We start from the raw sequence: 20,485 nt of genomic DNA on the forward strand, positions 1-20,485 counted from the left end.
ATCCCGCACGGTCGGCAAACACCGCGCGACCGGGCGGTGGCCGAGATGTGACGTATGCCGCAGGAGCTATCCGCGGGCGATTTCTGAGGTTAGCCTATCCTCGCTTGAGGCTGGCTCGGTTGTCCTGTCGGTTCCGGCGCGGATGCCGGGCAGGCCAGGGCGAGCGTGCGCGGAGCCGGTGGGACGAGTGAACCATGCCGTTCGTTGGCGCGCCGTTCGCGGCGCCGGCTGAGGAGAACGCGTGTGATTGGACTGTACGACCCGGAGCAGGAGAAGAGCAGTTGTGGCGTCGGGTTCCTGACCCGCAAGGACGGCGTCCAGACACACGAGATCATCCACAAGCTGCACGAGGCGCTGTGCGCGGTGCCCCATCGCGGGGGCATGTCCTCCGAGGGCGTCGGTGACGGCGCGGGCGTGAATCTCGATCTGTCCCTGCGGTTCTTCGCCGAGCTCACGGGACGGGCAGACCTGCGGCTCGGGGAGTTCGGGGTGGGGAACTTCTTCCTGCCCGCCGACCCCGAGCGCGCCGCCGCGGCCGAGGCCGTCATCGAGAACGCGCTGCGCGCACAGGGATTCGAGATCCTGCTGACCCGCGACGTGCCCACCGACGACAGCGCGGTTCGCCCGGCCGCGGTGCGCTATCAGCTCCCGGTGCGGCAGTGGGTCTTTCGGGCGGACTCCGACCGGCGCATCCACGACGCGCTCATGGCGATCGAGGCGGTCGCCTACACCCGGCCCGAACTGCGGGGGCTGTACCCCCTCTCGCTCAGCGCCCGCACCCAGGTGCTCAAGGGCAGGCTGAACTCGCACGAGGTGGTGCCCTACTTCCGGGACCTGAACGATCCCCGGATGCAGGTGCACTCGCTGTTCTTCCACACCCGGTTCTCCACCAACACCGCGCCCGATTCCACGATGGCGCAACCGTTCCGGTTCATGGCGCACAACGGCGAGCTCAACACCGACAAGAAGAACCGGCTCTCGGAGAACGCGCTCGCCCGCGCCCGCAGCCGCGCCATCGTGCGCCCGGCCGGCCAGTCCGACAGCTGCCGCCTGGACCAGACCCTGCAGAACCGGGTCATCGAGGACGATCTGGATCTGGTGACCGCGGTGGTCGCCATGATGCCGCCCGCCTGGGAGAACGACACGACGCTCTCGCCGCGGGTCACCGCCATGCTCGAGTACTTCAGCCTCTACGAGGAGAAGAACGACGGCCCGGCGGCGTTGGTCTTCGGCGACGGCGTGATCATCGGCGCCCGGCTGGACCGGCTCGGCCTGCGCCCGCTGCGCACCGTCGAGACCACCGAGTACCTGGGGGTCATGTCCGAAGCGGGGCAGGTGTACTTCCCGCCCGAACAGGTGCTGGTGCGCGGGCGTATCGAGGCCGGCGGCATGCTGTTCTTCGATCACGCGGCCGGGCGCGCGTACGGCACGACGGCGGCCCTGGAAATGCTCGCGGCCCGCCACGACTACCCGGCCCTGCTGAGCGCAGCCCGGGTGAACATCGCCGATCTGCCGCCCGTCCCGCCCGAGAACCAGAGCGCCCCGGCGCGATACGACGGCGATCTCACCCGGCCGCAGCGCTACGTCGCCTACTCGCTCAATCAGGAGAGCTTCAAGTTCCTGATGGATCCCATGCTGGCCACCGGTCAGGAGAAGATCTCGGCGATGGGCTACGGCGCGGCCATCAACGCGCTCTCGGACCAGGAAGGCGGTGTGGCCAAGTACTTCTCGCAGCGCTTCGCGCAGGTCACCAACCCGCCGCTGGACAGCATCCGTGAGGCCGACGGCATGACCCTGCGGGTCGCGCTGGGCGCCAAGCCCAACAGCGGCGCGCAGGCGGCGCCGCAGATCGTGGTCCGCTCCCCCATCCTCAACCACCGGGACATGCTCAAGATCCGTGAGCAGGGCGATACGCCGGTGCGGCGCTTCGGTATGCGCTATCGCGCCGACCTGGCCGATCCGGCCGCCAACGCCGCGGCGCTGGTGCGCGCGGTGGACGAACTCTGCGACCAGGTACAGGAATTCGCCCGCGAGACCGGCGGCATCGCGATCATCACCGACCGGCACGTCTCGGCCGAGCGCGCCGCGCTGCCGCTCATCCTCGTCGTCTCGGCCATCAATCAGCGGCTCATCGAAGAGGGTCTGCGCCTGCGGGTTTCGGTGATCGCCGAGAGCGGCCAGCTGTGCTCCTCGCATCACGTGGCCGCGGTGCTGGGCTTCGGCGCCTCGGCGGTGTACGCGCTGTCGGTGCAGATGCGTGCCGAGGAGAAGTACGGCGACGACGCCGACAGCGCCTTCGCGCGGTTCGCCAAGGCGGCGGAGAAGTCGCTCATGAAGACCATGGGCCGCGTCGGGTTGTGCACGGCCGAAAGCTATATCGGCGGCGAGTTCTTCGAGCCCAACTACCTCGACACCGCGGATCCGGTGCTGCGCAGGTACTTCCCGAACGTGGTCTCGCCGGTGGCGGGGGTCGGATTCGCCACGCTCGCCGCGGCGGTGGCGGATTGGCACGCGCGCGCCCGCACGGTGCGCGGTGAGCAGGACATCCCGCTGCTGGGCCTGTTCAAGGAGCGCGCGGAAGGGGCCGGGCACTCCTACGGCACCACCGCGGTGCGCGGGTTCGTCGACATGACCGAGGAGGCCATCTCCTTCGACGACACCGCGCGCCCGCACAATCCGGCGATGGCCGACGCCACGCACCTGCGGCTGCTGCCCCTGAATCAGCTCGAGGGCGCGTTCGGGCTCGACGACAACGCCTACCGCAACACCAGTTTCGACGAACTGACCCCGCGCGCCATCGACAGCTTCGACATCACCGCGGGCTACCGCAATTTCGTGCGGGCCATGAACGCCGAGCGCACGCGGCGGCCCGCCGCGCTGCGCGACGTGCTCGCCCTGCCCGCCGACGTGAACTTCGTACACACGGCCGACGAATTCCGCGGCGAGATGGGGCAGTTCGCGCGCTCGGGCAACAACTCCTTCCTGGTTCGCGGGCTGACGTGCGAGCGGGAAGGCGACGTGTTCACCCTGCGGCTGGCCCACACCCCGCACCGGCTCGCGGCGCTGGCGCAATCGTTGCGTGCCCGATTCGGCGCGGATATCGCCGAGGCCGAGGTCGGCGCCGAGGACCTGCGCGTCCGCGCCACCGGTGCGGCCGCGGACTACCTCGCGGCGGTGGACACCGCGCCGGCCTCGATTCCGCTGGGAAAGGTCCAGCCCGCCAGCGAGATCACCGCGACCCTGGCCTCGGGCGCCATGAGCCACGGCGCGCTGGTCGCCCCCGCGCACGAGGCGGTGGCGCACGGCACCAATATGGTGGGCGGACTGTCGAATTGCGGTGAGGGCGGGGAACACATCACCCGCTACGGCACCATTCGCGGGTCCCGCATCAAGCAGTTCGCGTCGGGCCGGTTCGGGGTGTGGGCGGGCTACCTGGCCGATCCCATGCTGCGCGAACTGGAGATCAAGATCGGCCAGGGCGCCAAGCCCGGCGAGGGCGGGCAGCTGCCCGCGCCGAAGGTGACCGTCGAGATCGCCGCGGCGCGCGGCGGCACCCCGGGCGTCGAACTGGTTTCCCCGCCACCGCATCACGACACCTACTCGATCGAGGACCTGGCCCAGCTCATCCACGACTGCAAGGCCGCCCGGGTACGGGTCATCGTGAAACTGGTGTCCTCCGAGGGCATCGGCACCATCGCGGTCGGCGTCGCCAAGGCCGGCGCCGACGTCATCAACGTCGCGGGCAACACCGGCGGCACCGGCGCGGCAGCGGTCACCAGCCTGAAGTACGCGGGCCGCTCCGCGGAGATCGGCGTCGCCGAGGTGCACCAGGCGCTGTGCGCCAACGGTATTCGGCAGAAGGTCGTGCTGCGATGTTCGGGCGCGCATCAGACCGCCAGCGACGTGGTCAAGTCCGCGCTGCTCGGCGCGGACAGTTTCGAGTTCGGCACCACCGCGCTGATGATGCTGCGCTGCGTCATGGCGAAGAACTGCAACATCAAGTGCCCCGCCGGTCTCACCACCAATCCCGAAGTCTTCGAGGGTGATCCGCGCGCGCTGGCGCAGTATCTGCTCAATATCGCGCACGAGGTCCGGGAGATCCTGGCCACGCTCGGCGTGCCGTCGCTGCGGGCGGCGCGCGGGCGCAGCGACCTGCTGCACCTGCTCGACCACCCCTCCTCCATCGGCCGCCTGGATCTGCGCCGAATGCTGGCCGTGGCACCGGAATTCGTCGTCGATAACCCGATCTACATGGAGAAGGACTACGCGATCGACGACTCCTTCCTCGCGGCGCTGACGCTGAACGGCGCGGTCCTGCCGACGGTGGCGCTGACCAACCGGAACAAGGGCGTCGGCGGCCAGCTCGCCATCGACATCGAGCGCATGCTCAATCACGATGCGGCGGACGGTGACGCGGTCGTCACCGACGATCGCGGCCGCAGGCACCTGCAGCCCGGCAGCGTGCGGATCACCACCACCGGGTCCGCGGGCCAGAGCTACGGATTGTTCTGCAACGACGGAATCAGCCTGACCCACATCGGAACCTGCAACGACGGCGTCGGCAAGAGCGCCTGCGGCGGCGAGATCATCGTGCGATCCCCGGGCGGCGGTTCCACCGAGCCCGGGGGCAGCGTGCTCATCGGCAACTTCGCGCTGTTCGGGGCCTCGGGTGGGCGGCTGTTCGTCGACGGCGAGGCCGGGGACCGGTTCGCGGTACGCAACTCCGGCGCCTCGGCGGTCGTGGAGGGCGTCGGGGAATTCCTGTGCGAGTACATGACCAACGGCGCGGTGCTCAACATCGGCGGGTTCGGCAAGGGCGTCGGCAACGGCATGAGCGGCGGCTTCCTCTACCAGTACGATCCGGACGGCGCGCTGGGCGCGAAGGTCAGCGCGGATTCGGTACTGGTACTTCCGGTCACGGACGCGCCGTTCCACGAACAGGCCGCACGCACGCTGCTGGAGTGGCACGTCGAGGCGACCGGGTCGGCCCGGGGCACGGCGCTGCTCGCGGACTGGGAGACCACCCGCGCGCACCTGGTCTACGCCATGCCGCGCGCGCTGCTGCAGTACCAGGACGCGGACGCGATCCTGGCCGCCAAGACGCGCAAGGAACTGCTCGACGAACTCGCCACCGCGCTGTCCGGGCATCAGGTGCGCAAGTTCAAGCTGTCCTATCGCGACGCGCGCACGGTGCTTGGCGGCGCGGTGCCCGGGTACGGCGACACCGATACCGAGGAGATGTACGCGCTGCTCAACACCTACACGGTGCTGAACATGGCGCAGCAGCTCGCGATGTCGCGGATGCCGGAGGTCACCGCGGTGCAGGATCCGCGCATCGGGGCCGCGGTGCGCAATCTGGTGCTCACCGAGGATTTCTTCCTCATCCAGAAACTGCAGAAGTATGCCCGCGAGGCCATCGACGGATTCGGTGACGAGGATCTGGCGGTCATGGTCGCGGACAAACGACTCACCGACTACAAGCGGGCGCTGAGCGAGCGCAACGTGCGCTCGATGGACAGTCCCGGCACCTACGGCTGGATTCTCTACCAGAGCGCCAAGAACATCGACCGCATCGGCCGCCTGCCCTCCTTCGAGGAACTGTTCGCGCACAAGGCGATTCCGGTCGTCGCGCTGTCCGGTCCCTCCCTGCAGACCACCTGAAGAGCGAGTACATGAAGATCGCCTACATTCCCGAGGACGCTCCGTTCAACGAGGACCAGCGTGCCTGGCTCGCCGGATTCCTGGCCGGATTGCATTCCCGGCTCGCCATGGCCCCGGCCGCGGCTCCGGCGAACGCCGACACCGGCGCTCCGCGACCGTCCCTGCGCATCCTGTACGGCAGCCAGACCGGCAACGCCGAGGGCCTGGCGGCCGACACCGCCGCCGCGGCCACCGCGCAGGGGTTCGACGCGCGGGTGAGCGGACTCGACGAGATCAAGCTCGACGAGCTGGTCGGGTTCAAGTACGTGCTGGTCATCACCTCCACCTACGGGGAGGGCGAGATGCCGGACAACGCCGAATTGTTCTGGGAGGCATTGTCTTCGGAGACGGCGCCGCGGCTCGAGGGGCTCGCGTACGGCGTGCTCGCGCTCGGCGACACCGGGTACGACGGCTACTGCCAGGCGGGCAAGCTCATCGACACCCGGCTGGAGCAGCTCGGTGCGCACCGCGTGGTGGGGCGTACCGACTGCGACATCGACTACGAGACGCCCGCGGCCGAATGGGTGCGCGGCGCGGTCGCCACGCTGGTGACCCTCGCGGGGGCGGGCGGTACGCCCGGCACCCCGCCGCCGAGCACCGTCGCGCGGTCCGGCTGGACCCGCAAGAATCCCTATCCGGCCCAGCTGCCGGTGAACCGGCTGCTGTCGGGGCCCAAGTCGGGCAAGGAGATTCGGCACATCGAGTTCGCGCTGGCGGACAGCGGCATCGCGTACGAGGCGGGCGACGCGCTGGCGGTGTTCCCGGAGAACAATCCCGCGCTGGTGGCCGCCATCGCGGACCACTTCCGGGTGTCGCCGGACACCGTCGTGGACGGTGAGCCACTGAGCGCGGTGCTGGGCCATCGGTACGAAATCAGCACGCCCACCAAGGATCTGCTGAGCGAGGTGGAGAGCCGCGCGGAGAACGAGGAGCTCTCGCACGTGCTGCGCGGTGGCGTCAAGGACGTGCTCGACCGGTGGCTGTACGGCAAGGACATCCTCGACATCCTGCGCATCGGCGGCGACGTGCTCGCGCTGGAGGAGTTCATCGGGCTGCTCAAACCGCTACAGCACCGGGCGTATTCGATCTCCTCGAGCTCGCTGGCGCATCCCGATCGCATTCACCTCACCGTGGCCGGGGTGCGGTATCAGCACGCGGGGCGCGATCGCGGCGGCGTGTGCTCGACCTACCTGGCCGATCGGTGCGGTGACGCGCGAATCTTCCTGCAGCCCAACAAGTCCTTCCGGGTGCCGGGATCGGACGACGCGCCGATGATCATGGTGGGGCCGGGGACCGGGATCGCGCCCTTCCGGGCGTTCCTGCAGGAGCGGGAGCAGCGCGGGGCGGGCGGGCGCAACTGGTTGTTCTTCGGTGATCAGCATCGCGAGCACGACTACATCTACGCCGAGGAGCTGACCGGCTGGCACGAGTCGGGGCTGCTGAACCGGCTGGACCTGGCGTTCTCCCGGGATCAGGCGGACAAGGTCTACGTGCAGACCCGGATGCGCGAGCACGGCGCGGAGCTGTACGCCTGGCTGCAGGAGGGCGGGCACTTCTACGTGTGCGGTGACGCCACCCGCATGGCCAAGGACGTCGACCGGGCGCTGCACGAGATCGTCGGCGAGCACGGCGGATTCGACGCCGACGCCGCCGCCGACTACGTCAACACCCTCAAGCGCGAGAAGCGGTACGTCCGCGATGTGTACTGACGGCCGCCGCTGCGAACACTGCCCCGCCCGCCGCGTCGCCGGCGGGGCCCGGGTGGTCGCCCAGGCGCTACCCGCGCTGGGCCTGACGGTCACCGCGACCGCGAACGCCGCGGCCCTGCTGAGTCACACCGGCGAGTACCTGCCGCCCGCGTTCCCGGGCGAGGCGCTGACCTGCGGCCCCGAGGGCATCGCGCTGCGGCTGCATCCCGGCCGCATCACCGATATCCACCTCACCCCCCGCGCGCTGACCCTGGCCGACGCGTCGGGCACCCATCGCGCCTACTTCACCCCGCAGTCCGATCCGATGCTGATCGAGGCGATCGCGCTGGCGCCTGCCGCGCCGCCGGAGCCCGAGACGCCGCTGCGCTGGTCCGAGCTGGATTGGCGGGACACCGACCAGATCACCCACCTCGACGCCCTGACGACCGAGCGCTACCACGTCCTGCCGTTCACCGGCGCGCGCCGCGTGGAGCCCCGCGTCCTCCCGCACCTGCTGTCCCACCTGGCCGACCTGTCCCTGCCCTTCACCGTCGCCGTCCCCGGCGGCGGCTGCCTGCAACTCCATCGCGACCGGGCCGCCCTGGTCGAACACGAACCCGACCACGTGTCGGTGGTCTTCGGCGCCGCCCGCTACGCAATGAGCCCCCTGCACATCCGCGAGTGCTGGCTGACCCACTCACACGGCCCGACCGGCGTAACCTCCGCCCTGGAGCTCTACGACCACGACAACCGCTGCGTAACGGTCCTGACCCAGACCGGCTCGATCTGCCCCCACCTGCACCAGGCCTGGGAGACGATCACGGCCTCCCTCCCCGAACCCGGTGTGTGAGGGTGCGGGCGTCCGCTCACACAGGAGCAGCGCTTGACCAACGCGACACGGGCCGCGTTCGAGCTGAAATAGACAGGCGGACATCGGTCGTGGAGGTCGGCGATCGGGGTATGGGGTGGGGCGGGCGCGGATATCGTGGGGGCTGACGGAACTCGGTGTGCGAGGGGGCGGCGTGGAGCAGGGGCGGGCCAGTCGGACGGCGTTGTCGATCGCGTTGATCCGGGCCGCGCATCGGCTGGATTCGGGACCCCGGCTGTTCGATGACCCGTTGGCTGCCCGGCTGTGTGGGGTGTCGGACGAGGAAGTCGTCGGCGCGCAGGAGAATTGGATTCCGGAGGTGTTGCACCCGTGGATCCTGGTCCGGTTCCGGGTCGCGGAGGACGCCATCGGGGCGGCCGTCGGGGCGGGGGTTCGGCAGCTGGTGATCCTGGGGGCGGGGCTGGACACCTTCGGGTACCGGAACCCGTATCCGGGGCTGCGGGTGTTCGAGGTGGACCATCCCGACACGCAGGAGTGGAAGCGAGAACGGTTGCGGGACGCGGGGATCGGCGTGCCCGAGTCGGTGGCGTTCGTGGCCGCGGACTTCGAGGGGGACGAGCTGGGCTACGCGCTCGGGGCGGCGGGGTTCGACCGTGCGGCGCCGGCGATCTTCGTCTGCCTCGGGGTGGTGATGTATCTCAGTCGGGCGGCCACGCTGCGGCTGTTCGCCTTCGCGGCGGGGCTCGACGCGCACGCCGAGCTCGTCGTCGACTACAACGATCCGGCCGCCACCCGATCCGCCGAACAGCGCGCGATGGGAGCGGACGTGCTGACCAGGGTCGCCGATCAGGGTGAGCCGTGGCAGACGTTCTTCGCACCCGCCGAGCTGGCCCGCGAACTCGAAGGTCTGGGCTTCGACCGCATCGCCGACACCTCGGTGCCGGAAACCCTGTCGCGCTACGGATTCGACCCGGACCCGAAGTACGACGTGTTCGCCGGGCGCATCGCGCACGCCGTCCGCGAGTAGCTCCATCGCGAACGCGAAAACCCCGGGCTCGAAGGGTTTCGAGCCCGGGGTTTCCATCGGGGTTGTTCCGGCGCGTCGCGAGCGATCACCGGACCGAGCCGATCAGCAGCTGGTCGGCACCGGATCGTTGCGGAAGCGCGCTTCCACGTAATTCCACGCGTCCACGAAACCCGCTACGGCCGTGGTCATGTGCTCGGCGATGTCGTACGGCCGGAAGTCGACCGGGGCGCCGGCCTTGCAGTAGCGATCGGCCACCTCGGCCACCGGACCGAAGGAGGTCAGGGTGTCGAAACGGCCCTGCCACAGGTAGGTGGGCGCGGTGGGGATGCCCGGGTAGTGGCGCAAGCTGTTCTCGCGCAACACCGCTCGCGCCTCCTGGCTGTCCATCAGGGACTTCGACGCCGCCAGCTGCTCGGCGTTGCGGAAGGCGCCGTGGAACAGCAGGAAGCGACGGCACGCGTCCTGGGTGAACTCCCGGAACCACAGGCCCTCGGGGTTCAGCTGGTCCGAGACCGGAAGCCGGTCCGGGTACTCGCGTTCCAGGCCCATGGCCGCGGCGAAGGCCAGGCCGAAGCCCGGGTGCGGCGCGAAGCCGAGCGAGAGGGCCATCTCCTCGAGATCGGCGGGGACGCCGCCCGCGACGACCGCCGCGATCTTCAGCTCGGGAGCGTAGGTGGGCGCCAGCGCGGCCGCCCACGCGGAAGCCATTCCGCCGCCGGAGTATCCGGCGATCGCCACCGGCGACTGGCCGAGGCCGAGTTCGGTGGCCTTCTGCACGGCCCGGACGCTGTCCAGCGTCATCATGCCGCTCAGCTTGGCCGCGCCGTAGGCGGAGGTGGGACCGAGGTAGTCGGGCAGCGAGACCGCCCAGCCCCGGCCGATCGGCAGCATGGCGCCGGGCGCGTCCTGCAGTTCGCCGTTGAACAGCGACCGCGACGGATTGCACTGGGTGCCCAGGGAATTGATCAGCGCCTGGTACGACACCAGCGGCGGGTTCTGCACACCGATGGGCAGCAGCACGGTCGTGACGCCCATGACCGGGTTGCCGAGGGAGTTGGTGGAACGGAAGGCGACCTGCCAGCCGTCGGTACCGACGTAGGGACCGGAGTCGATCTTGCGGGTCCGGACGACGTCGCCCGGCTTCAAGTTCGCGAGGTCGGCGGGCTGTGCGTAGAAGGCATCGGGATCGGGGGTCGGATACAGCGGGCTGGCGTGCGCGGGTGCGCTCACCAGTCCGAGCGACGCGACCGCACTCAACATCAGGACCGTGGCCCTGAAGGCAACTCTGAACAAGACTTTCCTCGTATGGTCAGCCGCCATCGAACGCTGACTCCTCGGCCCCGACACCTCGAACTCAGTGCGTCGGACGGACCGGCACTTCTCAACTGTGGCTCACACCGACTATTGCGTGCCCTGCGTCTACAGCACGAATCGAAAATGTGAATCTGTCAGTTTCACAATCTAGCCCAAGATCGTTTGGTCGGCTGCACAACCACTCTCGGGGCTTGCGTCCGCGTCCAGGATCGTCACGTCACCGGCCGGGAGTTCGGCGTCGGCGGACGTGTCCTTCAACCCGACGCCCGAGCGCCCGAGCCGCCGCGCGCCTTCGATCAGACCGAGCGCCACCCGCGCCGCGCGCGCGTAGCCCAGACCCTCCGGCGGATGGATGTTCGAGATGCAGTTGCGTTCGGAATCCGCCCGGCCCGGCCGCGGATCGTGGGTCAGGTAGATGCCGAGACTGTCGGCCACCGAGAGCCCGGGGCGTTCGCCGATGAGAACCAACAGCGTTCGCACGCCGAGAGCCTGCCCGATGTGGTCGCCGAGCGCCACCCTGGCCTGGGTGGCGATCACCGGCGGCGCGAGGGTGTGGCGATCGCCCAGCGCCGCCGCGATCGCCGCCAGCACGGGCACACCGTGGACGGTGAGCGCACGGGGCGACAGCCCGTCGGCCAGGACGACCCCCACATCCGCACCCGTGTGCGCGATGGCGGTGATCCCCTCTCCGGCAGCGCTTTCCGCCGGCAGGCGGCCCAGATCCGGCCGGCGCAGATACTGCGACCGGTCACCGGCCCGGCTGGCCACGTGCGACGGCTCCCCGAGTCCGAGTGCCCGCACCCGCACGGCCAGTTCGGAGACCTCGAGCGGGCTGTGCACGGCGTCGCGGGCCGCCGCATGCGCAGCGCGGAATTCCAGGACGTCCGCGGTCGGCAACGCGTCCCCGGTCCGTCCGAGGCCGATGCGGGCCTGGGTGCTGCGCCGCAGTTCGTCCCAGAATGCCTGTGCGGTCCTCGATTCCGCGCCCCGCGCGGGGACTGCGCCGCTCATCCCGCGATCGCCAGCGTGTGCAGGGGCGAGGACAGCGGCTCGATCGGCACCACGCGGCCGTGCGCGTCCAGCATGCCGAGCCGTTCCATCCAGGCGGCGAATTCCGGAGCGGGCCCGAGCCCCAGCACCTTTCGCGCGTAGAGCGCGTCGTGGTACGCCAGGCTCTGATAGCCGAGCATGACGTCGTCCGCGCCGGGCACCGCGATGACGAACGCGCAGCCCGCCGCGCCCAGCAGCGTGAGCAGGGTGTCCATGTCGTCCTGGTCCGCCTCGGCGTGATTGGTGTAGCAGACGTCCACGCCCATCGGCAGGCCGAGCAGCTTGCCGCAGAAGTGATCCTCCAGCCCCGCGCGAATGATCTGCTTGCCGTCGTAGAGGTATTCGGGCCCGATGAATCCGACCACCGTGTTGACCAGTAGCGGATCCAGGTCGCGGGCGACGGCGTACGCCCGGGCCTCGAGGGTCTGCTGATCCACCGGCAGCCCGCCGGCGCCCAGGTGCGCGCCCGCCGAGAGCGCCGAGCCCTGACCGGTTTCCAGGTACATGACGTTGTTCCCGACGGTGCCGCGGCGCAGTGAGCGACCCGCCTCGTTGGCCTCGCGCAGCAGGGCGATGTCGACGCCGAAGCCGGAATTCGCGCCCTCGGTCCCCGCGACGGACTGGAACACCAGGTCCACCGGCGCCCCGGCTTCGATCAGTCCGACGGTCGTGGTGACGTGGGAGAGCACGCACGACTGGGTGGGGATGTCGAAGCGCTGCCGTACCTCGTCGAGCAGGTACAGCAGATCCGCTGTGGCCCTGGGTGAATCGGTCGCCGGGTTGATGCCGATCACCGCGTCCCCGCAGCCGAGTAGCAGCCCGTCCAGCACCGCCGCCGCGATGCCGCGCGGGTCGTCGGTGGGATGGTTGGGCTGCAATCGCGTGGCCAGCGTGCCGGGCCGCCCGATCGTGGTGCGGAACCCGGCCCGCACCTCGACGGCCCTGGCGACGGCGATCAGATCCTGATTGCGCATGAGTTTGCTGACGGCGGCGACCATTTCGGGCGTGAGCCCCGGTGCGACGGCGGCCAGGGTCGCGGCCGCGGCGGGGGTGGCGGCCACCGTCAGCAACCAGTCCCGCAGTCCGCCGACCGTGAGGTGCGAAATCGCTTGGAACGCAGCGCGATCGTGGGTGTCGATGATGAGCCGGGTGACCTCGTCGGTTTCGTACGGCACCACGGTGTCGTTCAGGAACGTGGTCAGCGGCACCTCGGCCAGCGCCCACTGCGCCGCCGCGCGTTCGGCGTCCGAACCCGCGGCGCAGCCAGCGAGTTCGTCACCGCTGCGCCGCGGTGTGGCCTTGGCCAGCAGGTCCACCAGGCCGCCGAAGGTGTAGGACGTGCCGCCGATCATCTGGTGGTAGCGCGTCATTCGAGCTCCCGCTCGGCACGCGCGAGGACGGCGAACTCCTCGTCGGGTGAGTTGGCCACCAGGCGATGGCGGCTGTACAGGCCGAAGTACAGCAGGAAAGCGCAGAAGGCCGCGAGGGTCCACCCGGCCGCGACCGGGTCGACCAGGAATGTCGCCACCACCGACACGCAGGCGACGAGCAGCGCGAAACCGGTGGTCACCACACCGCCGGGCGTCCGATACGGCCGGTTCATCCCGGGCTCACGCACCCGAAGCGCGATGTGGCTCACCATCATCAGCACGTAGCTCAGGGCGGCGCCGAAGACCGCCATGTTCAACAGCATCGCGCCCTCGCCGGTCAGCGACAGGCCGAAGCCGACGACGCCCGGCACCACCAGCGCGAGCATCGGGGCCTTGCGGCGATTGGTCACCGACAGCGACGTGGGCAGGTACCCGGCGCGCGAGAGCGCGAAGGTCTGCCGCGAGTAGGCGTAGACGATGGAGAAGAAGCTCGCGACCAGGCCCGCCAGGCCGATGTAGTTGACCGCGGTGGCGGCCCCACCGTCGCCCAGCGCCTCGACGAGCGGGTTGCCCGATGCCGAAAGCTGCTCCGCGCCAAGGGCTCCCGTGGACAGCAGCAGCACCGCGCCACCGGTCACCAGCAGGATCAGCATGGCCGCGATGATGCCCTTGGGCACGTTCTTCTCCGGTTCGCGCGCCTCCTCGGCCGCGAGCGGCACCCCTTCGACGGCGAGGAAGAACCAGATGGCGAACGGGATGGCGGCCCACACGCCGAACGCGCCGAAGGGCAGGAACGACGAGCTGCCCAGCGCGTCGGGATCCGCCGGAATATCGGTGAGATTGGCGATCTCGAACTCGCCCCACGCCGCGACAGCGAAGATCACCAGACCGGCCAGGGCCACCACCGTGATGGCGCACATGACCTTGAGCGCCTCCCCCGCGCCGGCCAGGTGGATGCCGATGAACAGCGCGTACACCGCCAGGTAGACCCACCAGCCGTCGGTGATCCCGAACAGGTTCAGCGACTCCACGTAGCCGCCGATGAACGTGGCGATGGCGGCGGGCGCGATCGCGTACTCGATGAGAATGGCGGCGCCCGTGGCGAATCCGCCCCACGGACCGAGCGCCCGGCGCGCGAAGGTGTACCCGCCGCCCGCCGCGGGCAGGGCCGCGGACAGTTCGGCCATCCCCAGCACCATGGCCAGATACATGCCCGCGATCAGCACGGTGGCGATCAGCAGCCCGCCGAACCCGCCCTCCGCGAGCCCGAAGTTCCATCCCGAGTAGTCCCCGGAGATCACGTAGCTGACGCCGAGCCCGGCGAGCAGTACCCACCCGGCGGTTCCCTTGCGCAGCGTTCGCTTGGCCAGATAGTCGTCCGAGGCGGCGTCACCGTCGAGGTCGGTCCGGGTCACAGCAGTCATAGAGAGGCTCGCACTCCTCACGCACTGATCTGGGCAAATGCCCAGTAAGGTCTACTCGCTCAAGTCTCCCGATCGATGTTGCTGAATTGTCACCGGTGTCTTCCGGCGGGATTACCGCGGGTTACGTCCCGGCCCGATGCGCTACGGGAGGGGCGGCGGGCCGGAGCGCACCGGCGGCCGTCCGTGTACCGCGACCGGTTCCGCCTGCCGCCCGCGTCCGTGCCGCCGGGCGGCGATCGCGTACAGCTCGCGCAGCTGCGGACCGACCCGTCCGCCGTCCCGGTACCACCCCGCGAAGCGCCGCTGATACTGCTCGAACCAGATCGGATCGTCGTGCAGGAAGAGAATGTCGTGCACCGCCATCCGGCGGACGGCGAACACCGGCAGCGGCGAGCGGTTCACCGGGAAGACCGGGTTGCGGATACCGGGCTCGGTGCACGCGGGGTGGAACTGCCCGAGCATGTAACCGCGCACCGCGGCACGGGTTTTGGCGCGGCGGCGGCCGTCGTCGATGCGCGACCACGCCGCCTCCGGGAATCCGGTGACCGGCACCACGAGCGTGCGCAGGTCACCGGGGCGGCCGTCGAGCGCACCCGCGTGGAAGTGATCGACGACAGCGTCGAGGAGCCCGGTCAGGCGGTAGCTCGTCGGCGGCCCGTGCCAGCGATGCTGTCGAATCGACAGCGCGTTGGCCTTGATCGCCGGAACGACGAAGGGGCACACGGGGCCCGGTCGACCCAGCAGCGGATGCGGACGCCCCAGGAGATCCCGCAGCCAGCGGGAAACCGCTTGGGCGACAGCGGGATCGGGGTCGGAGAGCGAGTACTTCATCCGGTACTTCCTCGGGTCGTCGTGCACCGCGGCGCCGCGTATGCCAAAGCATAGGAATGATTCTGTGGCATATCTGGATGTAGTCGCGGAATGTGCAGCGAGTCACAGGGTGGTACCCACAGCTATCGATGCGATTGGAGCAGCGGAAGTATGCTGTAGCATGGGCGCTCGCGGAGATACGGCGCCGAAAATCGGGGGATCTGACATGAACGAAGGAGCGGCCTTCTCGGAGCGGCTCGAGTACCTGTTCCATACGATGCCCAACGCCAGGGGACACCGCTATACCGCCGACGAGATCGCGCGCCGCGCCACCGAACTCGGCCATCCGATCTCGTCGGTGTATGTCTCCCAACTGCGTTCGGGCCTGAAACAGAATCCCTCGCTCAAACACGCCGCCGGACTGGCCGCCGCGTTCGACGTGGACATCCGGTTCTTCACCGATGACGACGCCTGGCAGCGCGGACGACAGGAGATCGAGTATCTCCGCCTGGCGACCGCGCCCGATATCGAGGCACTGGCCTTCCGCGCCCTGGACCTGTCGCAGCAGTCGCTGGCCTCGCTGATCGACTACCTCAAGTTCCTGCGGGTCAAGGAGGGCCTGCCCGCCGATCCCCCGGACCTGCCCGAAGCCAAGGGGTGAGCGAGCGGTTCACCGCGAGCAGCGCGCCGGCGGCGCCCTGAACAACGCCGCGGCGGCGAGTTCGTAGGCGGCGTGATGGACGCCGTCATCGGGAACGAGCAGGCTGATCGTCTCGTGGTCCAGCGCCCGGGCGGCCGCCAGCGCCGGGGCGTCGCGCTGGAGCAACCGCAGGCCGTCACTGACCTCGACCAGCATCTCGGTGACCCGCGTCTCGGCGCGCCTGCTCATCCGCGTCCGGAATCGGATCTGCGGATAGCGCTCCAGCAACCAGGAGTGCAGGGGCGCGAGCTGTTCGAGATAGGACAGCGCGATCCGCGTGCTGCGCACCGTGCCCGACAGGACCGGGCCTATGGTGCCCGCGACCAGCAGCACCCCGCCCACGATCTGCAGGCCCGTGGTCACGCGCTGCGCCCACATCGGCGGCAGCCCGGGCCACACCGTGACCACCACGATCACCCACACCTCGTAGCCGATGAACAGCACCGTCACACCGGCCAGCGCCGCCAGCAGCGTACGCCGCCAGGACTTTTCTCGATGGAAGGCACGGGCGGCGGCGCGCGCCAGCGGCAGCAGCGCGTGAATCACCATGAGCCCCTGGATGACCCAGTAGAGCCGCATCCCCGGACTGCCGCCGATCTCGTACCCGAAACCGAAGCCGTCGGGCTGCTGCGACGAGGTCGCGAACAGAACCGCGAGCACGACGAGGACGACGGCGTAGGCCACCCGGGTCACCAGCACCCGCCGCCGGTTCGATTCGGGACCGGTCGCGAGGTAGTCGAGCCAGTACAGCGTGGACAGGGCCAGCGCGCCCAGGATGCACAGGTGGCTCAGGAAATACGCGGAGTTGACGCGCACCGCCGCGAACAGCGCCTGCGGGCTCGGGGTGATGAGCAGATAGCCGAGACAGAACAATCCCAGCACGGCGATCGGAACCAGTTGTCCCCGTGCGCCCTGCGGGGGCAGCTGCCAGATGGCCGCGAGCATGCCGACGAAAATGAGCGCGCCCATGGCCGCGCTGAACTGCGTCACCGATTACTCGATTCGGATGCGCGGAAAACCCAGCGCGGTGAGGATTTTCGCCTGCTGGCTGGTATCACCGCTCCACAGGATGGTGCGCAGTGTCCGCCGTGCGAACGCCTCGGCCTCGCGCTCGCTGCGCAGGTCGTAGGAGGATCGGTGCCGCACACGGGCGAAATGCCCGGCGGCGCCGGGCCCGATCACCGAACACAGCGCCAACCCGGTCTCGACCCGATGCTCGAGGGCGCTGTGGCCGTACAGGATATGCCCGGCCTCGTGCAGCACCGTGTTGATCCGCGCTATCGCCGGCAGCGCCGCGTCGTACTCGATGAGATCCCCCGCGGCGGTCCGGATCCAGCGCCCCGCCACCGCGGGCGGCAGTGTGGTGCTGGCGACGATCCGAACCGGAGTTCCACTGGCCTCGAACAGAATTCGACTGAAGCCGGCCAGGGTGAACGGCTGCAATTGGGCGGTGTGGCGCTGCACCGCGGTCAACGTCCGACGTCGCGCTCGCCGGGTCATGCTCGCCGTAGCCCACCACCGCTCATGCGCTCGGACAGTACCGGTTCCCACCGGAGGGTGTCCAAACGAACTCGGTTCTACGCCACCGCATCCGGCGCGGGCGCGGTGAGCGAGTCGAGCAGGGCGCCGCGGAGTTCGTAGAAGGCGGGGTCACGGTTGAGATCGGCGGGATTGCGCGGACGCGGGAAGGGCACCGCGATGTCCCGGGTGATCGTGGCGGTGGGGCCGTGCGACATGACGAGAATGCGATCGGACAGCACGATCGCCTCGTCGACGTCGTGGGTGACCATCACGACGGTGCGGCGTTCGGACTCCCACAGGCGCAGCAGCTCGCCCTGCAGGTCGACCCGGGTCAACGCGTCCAGGGCGCCGAAGGGCTCGTCGAGCAGCAGCACCTCCGGCCGCAGGGCGAAGGCCCGGGCGATCCCGACCCGCTGCTGCATGCCGCCGGACAGCTCGGCCGGCTTCTTGTCCTTGTGCGCGGTGAGTTTCACCAGGTCGAGGTAGTGGTCCGCCAGCGCCGCGCGCTCGGACTTCGGCAGTTCGGCGCGGGCGCAGTTCAGCGCGAACAACACGTTCTCCCGCGCGGTCAGCCACGGCAGCAGCACGTGCTGCTGGAAGACCATGCCGCGATCGTGGCCGGGTCCGGTGATGGGTCTGCGCGAGAGCCAGAGCAGACCGGCGTCCGGCGCGGTGAGGCCCGCGATCATGGACAGCACCGTGGACTTGCCGCAGCCGGACGGCCCGATCAGGGTCACGAATTCCCCCGCGGCGATCGAGACCGTGGTCGGCGCGATCACCTGGTGCCAACCGGTCTTGCCCGGGTACCACTTCTCGACCGCTTCGAGCGCGAGCGCACCCGAGCGATGCCGTTCCGAATCAGGCTGTGCGGTCATATCTTTCACTCTCTCCTCGGTATCGCGGGGTCAGCCGCGCGGAATCCGGGTCGCGGCCCACACCACGAGCCGGTCGAGCACGAACCCGACCGCACCGATGAGCAGGATCGCGACGACGATCGCGGGCACCGACAGTCGGTTCCACTGGTTCCAGACGAAGTAGCCCATCCCGCGACTGCCGACCAGCATCTCCGCGGCGATGATCACCAGCCAGCCGGTGGACAGGGACAACCGCAGGCCGATGAGAATCGACGGCAGCGCGGCGGGTAGCTGAATGCTCCGGATCACCTGCACACGTGAGGCTTCCAGGGTTCTGGCCAGCTGCATGTAGAGCGGATTCACCTGCTGCACGCCGTCGATGGTGTTGAGCAGGATCGGCCACAGCGAGGCCATCACGATGACGAAGATCGCGGTGTGCTCCGAGTCGCGCAGCAGCGCCAGCCCCAGCGGCAGCCAGGCCAGCGGGGACACCGGCCGCAGCACCTGCACGAACGGCTCGGTGGCCCAGCGGATTCGGGTGGAGTTGCCGAGCAGGAAGCCCAGCGGTATCGCGATCATCGCGGCGATGAGGAACCCGGTGAGCACCCGCTGCAGACTCGCGGCCAGATGCCAGAAGATTCCCACGCTGGCGGGGCCGGTCACGTAGAACGGGTCACGCAGGATCGCCACCAGCTGATCCCAGGTGCCGCCGGGGGTCGGGGCCAGTCCGTCGATGCCCTGGTCGGCGGTCGCGACCGACCAGATTCCCACTCCGACAACGGATATCACCAGGAACAGCAGTACCGATCCGGCCACCTTGGCGCGGAAGGCGAGCCGATCGGCGGCGACCTTCGCGGCCACGCTCGGCGGGGTGGTCGCGCTCTTCGCGCGGGTCACGGGTTCCTCCGCGACGACGGCGGGCGGGTCTTGGGCTCGGGTCATAGTGTCGATACCTGCTTTTCGATCCAGGGCGAGGGATTGTCGGGGTCGAAGCGACGGCCGTTGATGGTGAGCCCTGCCGCCGGGGCGGGCGGGTTCGCGCCGAGGGCGGCGAAGGCCGCGCGCGAGGCCGGCTCGTCGAACACCGAGCGCACCGTCTCGCGATACTGCTGCGGCGTGGTCCAGCGGCCGGTGTCCGCGAGCCCCCAGCGCTGGAACTGGGTGAGCATCCAGATCCCGAACGCCTCCTGCGGATAGGGCTCGAATCGGACGCGGTCGGGAACGTCGCGGTTGCCGCCGGCGCCGTCCGCGAACCGGCCGGTGAGAATGGACTCGAGGAGTTTGGGCTGCTGGTTGAGGAACTGTTCGGGAGCCATGGAATGCGCAGCCGCCGAGCGGTTCTCGGACCGATCGCTCCAGAGCGCCGCGTCGTGGATGGCCCGCGTGATGGCCTGGTAGGTGACCGGGTGCTGTTGCGCGAATGCGTCGTTCACGCCGAAACCGCAGCAGGGATGCCCGTTCCACAGATCCCGGGTGAGGGTGAACAGGAAACCGGTTCCCGTCGCGACGGCCCGCTGATTGAAGGGGTCGGGTCCGAGGAAGCCGTCGATTCCGCCGGTGATCAGGTTGGCGACCATGTCCGGCGGGCGCAGCACCCGCAGTTCGACGTCGGCGTCCGGATCGAGCCCGCCGCCGCTGAGGTAGTCCCGCAGCAGCAGGTTGTGCACCGAGTAGTCGAACGGCACGCCCAGGCGCATGCCGGCGAAGTCGGCCGGCCCCCGCACCTTCCCGATGTGTCTGCGGTGCAGCGTGATCGCCTGACCGTTGGTATTGGTGATCAGCGGCAGCCGGGTCCGCATGCGCCCCGACGCCAGGCCCTGGTCGATGGCCAGCGGCATCGGCGCGAGCATGTGCGTCGCGTCGATCTCACCAGTGGCGTAGGCGGCCCAGACCTCGGCCCAGCCGGAGAACTTCTTCAGGGTGACGTTCAGACCGTGTTTGGCGTAGACCCCGAGGGCCTTCGCGTTGACGATCGGCGAGGAGCACGTGATGGGGATGAAACCCACCGTGATGTCCGGCTTTTCGATGCCGGGCAGCGGGCCGATCGCGGCGCCGGGCACGGTGGTGCCGGTGGCCGGCGCGGCGGCGGGCGGTTTCGGCGCGATCGGCGCGCAGCCCGCGGCCGCGAACGCGCCGACGAGGGTGGCCCCGGCGCCGAGGAAGCGCCGGCGGGGCAGGGGGCTCGGCATGGTTCGACT

General features: G+C 69.6%; 15 protein-coding genes. 5 read left to right on the plus strand and 10 right to left on the minus strand.

Annotated elements, in window-relative coordinates; all coding sequences use genetic code 11:
- Positions 1 to 243: 243 nt before the first annotated feature.
- The 4 genes from ACWIGI_RS17600 to ACWIGI_RS17615 all read left to right on the plus strand — a co-directional run bounded on the left by ACWIGI_RS17600 (position 244) and on the right by ACWIGI_RS17615 (position 9,244).
- Positions 244 to 5,661, plus strand: a complete 5,418-nt coding sequence (locus ACWIGI_RS17600; RefSeq protein WP_454203454.1) for a glutamate synthase-related protein — start codon at positions 244 to 246, stop codon at positions 5,659 to 5,661.
- 11 nt (positions 5,662 to 5,672) lie between these two features.
- Positions 5,673 to 7,409 carry a diflavin oxidoreductase gene (locus ACWIGI_RS17605; RefSeq protein WP_454203455.1) on the plus strand — a complete coding sequence of 579 codons (1,737 nt, stop codon included), beginning with the start codon at positions 5,673 to 5,675 and terminating at the stop codon, positions 7,407 to 7,409.
- Positions 7,399 to 8,238 (plus strand): hypothetical protein, encoded by an 840-nt coding sequence (locus ACWIGI_RS17610; protein WP_454203456.1) that lies wholly within the window; start codon positions 7,399 to 7,401, stop codon positions 8,236 to 8,238. Before ACWIGI_RS17605 ends, ACWIGI_RS17610 begins: the two co-directional genes overlap by 11 nt.
- Before the next feature lie 172 nt (positions 8,239 to 8,410).
- Complete coding sequence (locus tag ACWIGI_RS17615; protein WP_454203457.1) at positions 8,411 to 9,244, plus strand: class I SAM-dependent methyltransferase; 834 nt, start codon at positions 8,411 to 8,413, stop codon at positions 9,242 to 9,244.
- Positions 9,245 to 9,346: 102 nt separating this feature from the next.
- Here ACWIGI_RS17615 and ACWIGI_RS17620 read toward each other — a convergent pair whose 3' ends face one another.
- The 5 genes from ACWIGI_RS17620 to ACWIGI_RS17640 all read right to left on the minus strand — a co-directional run bounded on the left by ACWIGI_RS17620 (position 9,347) and on the right by ACWIGI_RS17640 (position 15,233).
- A complete protein-coding gene (locus ACWIGI_RS17620) occupies positions 9,347 to 10,504 on the minus strand; it encodes a lipase family protein (protein WP_454203656.1) in 1,158 nt (385 codons plus the stop codon).
- Positions 10,505 to 10,705: 201 nt separating this feature from the next.
- Complete coding sequence (gene eutC, locus ACWIGI_RS17625; protein WP_454203458.1) at positions 10,706 to 11,569, minus strand: ethanolamine ammonia-lyase subunit EutC; 864 nt, start codon at positions 11,567 to 11,569, stop codon at positions 10,706 to 10,708.
- Positions 11,566 to 12,978, minus strand: coding sequence for an ethanolamine ammonia-lyase subunit EutB (locus tag ACWIGI_RS17630; RefSeq protein ID WP_454203459.1), 1,413 nt, complete (start codon positions 12,976 to 12,978; stop codon positions 11,566 to 11,568). Before ACWIGI_RS17630 ends, eutC begins: the two co-directional genes overlap by 4 nt.
- Entirely contained in the window at positions 12,975 to 14,402 is a 1,428-nt protein-coding gene (eat, locus tag ACWIGI_RS17635; protein ID WP_454203460.1) for an ethanolamine permease, read from the minus strand. Before eat ends, ACWIGI_RS17630 begins: the two co-directional genes overlap by 4 nt.
- A gap of 141 nt (positions 14,403 to 14,543) precedes the next feature.
- The gene (locus ACWIGI_RS17640) at positions 14,544 to 15,233 is read right to left on the minus strand and encodes a DUF6875 domain-containing protein (protein ID WP_454203461.1); all 690 of its coding nucleotides are present in this window, start codon (positions 15,231 to 15,233) and stop codon (positions 14,544 to 14,546) included.
- Between the two features lie 205 nt (positions 15,234 to 15,438).
- Here ACWIGI_RS17640 and ACWIGI_RS17645 point away from each other — a divergent pair, with 205 nt between their 5' ends.
- Positions 15,439 to 15,873: an XRE family transcriptional regulator gene (locus tag ACWIGI_RS17645; RefSeq protein WP_454203462.1), complete on the plus strand. Its 435-nt coding sequence runs from the start codon at positions 15,439 to 15,441 to the stop codon at positions 15,871 to 15,873.
- A gap of 9 nt (positions 15,874 to 15,882) precedes the next feature.
- Here the strand turns inward: ACWIGI_RS17645 and ACWIGI_RS17650 are convergent, their stop codons facing one another.
- The 5 genes from ACWIGI_RS17650 to ACWIGI_RS17670 form a co-directional block, all read right to left on the minus strand.
- Positions 15,883 to 16,902, minus strand: a complete 1,020-nt coding sequence (locus ACWIGI_RS17650; protein ID WP_454203463.1) for a hypothetical protein — start codon at positions 16,900 to 16,902, stop codon at positions 15,883 to 15,885.
- Positions 16,903 to 16,905: 3 nt separating this feature from the next.
- Entirely contained in the window at positions 16,906 to 17,376 is a 471-nt protein-coding gene (locus ACWIGI_RS17655) for a hypothetical protein (protein WP_454203464.1), read from the minus strand.
- A 113-nt stretch (positions 17,377 to 17,489) separates the two neighbouring features.
- The gene (locus tag ACWIGI_RS17660; protein WP_454203465.1) at positions 17,490 to 18,308 is read right to left on the minus strand and encodes an ABC transporter ATP-binding protein; all 819 of its coding nucleotides are present in this window, start codon (positions 18,306 to 18,308) and stop codon (positions 17,490 to 17,492) included.
- A gap of 30 nt (positions 18,309 to 18,338) precedes the next feature.
- On the minus strand, positions 18,339 to 19,229 hold the full coding sequence (locus tag ACWIGI_RS17665; protein ID WP_454203466.1) for an ABC transporter permease: 891 nt from the start codon (positions 19,227 to 19,229) through the stop codon (positions 18,339 to 18,341).
- Entirely contained in the window at positions 19,226 to 20,476 is a 1,251-nt protein-coding gene (locus ACWIGI_RS17670; protein WP_454203467.1) for an ABC transporter substrate-binding protein, read from the minus strand. The genes ACWIGI_RS17665 and ACWIGI_RS17670 overlap by 4 nt, the downstream gene beginning before the upstream one ends.
- Positions 20,477 to 20,485: the final 9 nt, after the last annotated feature.

Source organism: Nocardia sp. NPDC055321 (genome assembly GCF_053645575.1).